Source organism: Faecalicoccus sp. (assembly GCF_036552745.1).
In the GTDB taxonomy this organism is placed as follows: domain Bacteria; phylum Bacillota_I; class Bacilli_A; order Erysipelotrichales; family Erysipelotrichaceae; genus Faecalicoccus.
Map to the genome: position 1 here is coordinate 1 of NZ_JAXKBY010000138.1, position 2,073 is coordinate 2,073.

A 2,073-nucleotide genomic window follows, 5' to 3' on the forward strand; every position below is an offset into this window, starting at 1 on the left:
ACATCGTATTAAATGAAGCTTGTTCCTCTGGCTGTGGCTCTTTTATTGAAACCTTTGCGAAGTCTTTAGGCTATGATGCCAAGGAGTTTGCGAAATTAGGCTTGAAGTCTAAGCATCCGGTTGATTTAGGAACACGTTGTACGGTCTTTATGAATTCTGGTGTCAAACAGGCCCAAAAGAATGGCGCTACGATCGAAGATATCAGTGCCGGTCTTTGTAAGTCAGTCGTAAAAAATGCACTATATAAGGTCATTCGTGCCAGAAATAAAGAAGATATCGGTAAACATATCGTAGTTCAGGGGGGAACCTTCCAGAACGATGCGATTTTACGTAGCTTTGAACAGGAATTGGGCTATGAAGTCATCCGTCCAAGCATTGCTCATTTGATGGGTGCTTTTGGGGCAGCTTTGTATGCACAAAAGCTGCATCGTACCAAGAGTTCAGTATTAGATGCCAAAGCGCTGGAGCAGTTTTCTCATACCTCTAAGTCTGTTGCCTGCAATGGATGTACCAATCACTGTTCCTTGACGATCAATATCTTTAATGATGGTACGCGTCTTGTCGCAGGGAATAAATGTGACAAGATGATCAAAACGATAGAGAAAAAAGAAGAACTGCCGGATCTTTATAAAGAAAAGATGCAGATGTTGGACGAGCAGAAGCTGAAATACAAGCATGATCAAAAGATCGCCATGCCACTTGTTTTAAATAATTATGATATGCTTCCATTCTGGACCAAATTTTTTGACTGCCTGCAGATCGAAGTGGTATGGACGACACCGACAACGCAGAAGATGTATTACGATGGACAACAATCGATCCCCAGTGATACCGCCTGCTTCCCGGCCAAGGTCGTTCATGGACATATCGTACAGATGATTAACGGACAAGAAAAGATCTTATTTTATCCGTGTATGACATACAACGTGGATGAGCATCAAAGTGACAATCATTTTAACTGTCCTTTAGTTGCCTACTATCCGGAAAATATTGCGGCCAACATGGAATTTGAAGATAAGTTCTTCTTATATCCGTATATCAGCTTGGATGATGAAAACAGCTTTGCGAAAACGATGAAAAAAACGTTGGAGGAAGCTAATCTTCATTATACGAAAAAGCAGTTAAAAACCGCTTTACAGGAAGGTTTACTGGAACGTCAGCTGTTTCATGAAAAGTTAGTACAGAAGCATTTGGATGCGGTCAGCTATGCCAGAGCGCATCATCATCCGATGGTTGTATTATGTGGAAGACCTTACCATCTGGATCCTTTGATCAACCATCAGCTCCACCAGCTTTTAACGCAACTGGGCTTTGTGGTCTTAAGTGAAGAAAGCGTGCCGCGTCAAGATCGTCAGAAAGTCTATGTTTTAAATCAATGGACCTATCATGCGCGTTTGTATCAGGCGGCAAAATATGTCTGCGAAAATCCGGATATGGAGCTAGTGCAACTGGTAAGCTTTGGCTGTGGTATCGATGCGATCACCAGTGATGAAGTCAAAGATATCTTAAAAGATGCGGATAAATTCTATACCCAGATCAAGATCGATGAAATCGACAACCTGGGAGCGGCCAGAATTCGTCTGCGTTCCTTAAAAGAAGCGATCGAAGAAGGAAAGGAGGACTAAAATGGCTACGCACTATACGAAGTTTGATAATGCGAAAAAAGATCAATATACCATTTTGGTTCCCGGCATGCTGCCGATCCACTTTCGTCTGTTGAAACCAACCTTTGAACAAAGCGGCTATCATTTGGAAGTCCTGTCCAATGAAAGCGAACAAGTCAAAGAGGAAGGTCTGGCTCATGTCCATAACGATACGTGTTATCCAGCGTTGCTGGTCATCGGACAGTTTATCGATGCCTTAAAAAGCGGAAAATACGATCTGAATAAAGTGGCCTTAGTCATTACGCAGACAGCAGGAGGGTGTCGTGCCAGTAACTATCTTTCCTTGTTGCGAAAAGCGTTGCAGATGGAAGGCTGGGAGCATATTCCTTGTCTTTCGGTCAATTTTTCCGGTCTGGAAAAAGACAGTGGCTTAAAGTTCACGATGCCGATGTTGTTAAGGGTATTATAT

The 2,073-nt window shown here is 42.6% G+C and carries 1 protein-coding gene and 1 pseudogene; both read left to right on the forward strand.

What is annotated here, in order from left to right; genetic code table 11:
- Nucleotides 1-1,625: acyl-CoA dehydratase activase-related protein (locus U0M88_RS06570; RefSeq protein ID WP_331869296.1), on the forward strand; the 1,625-nt coding region annotated here is incomplete at its 5' end.
- Between the two features lies 1 nt (nucleotide 1,626).
- Nucleotides 1,627-2,073: pseudogene (locus U0M88_RS06575) on the forward strand (2-hydroxyglutaryl-CoA dehydratase); the annotation flags it as partial.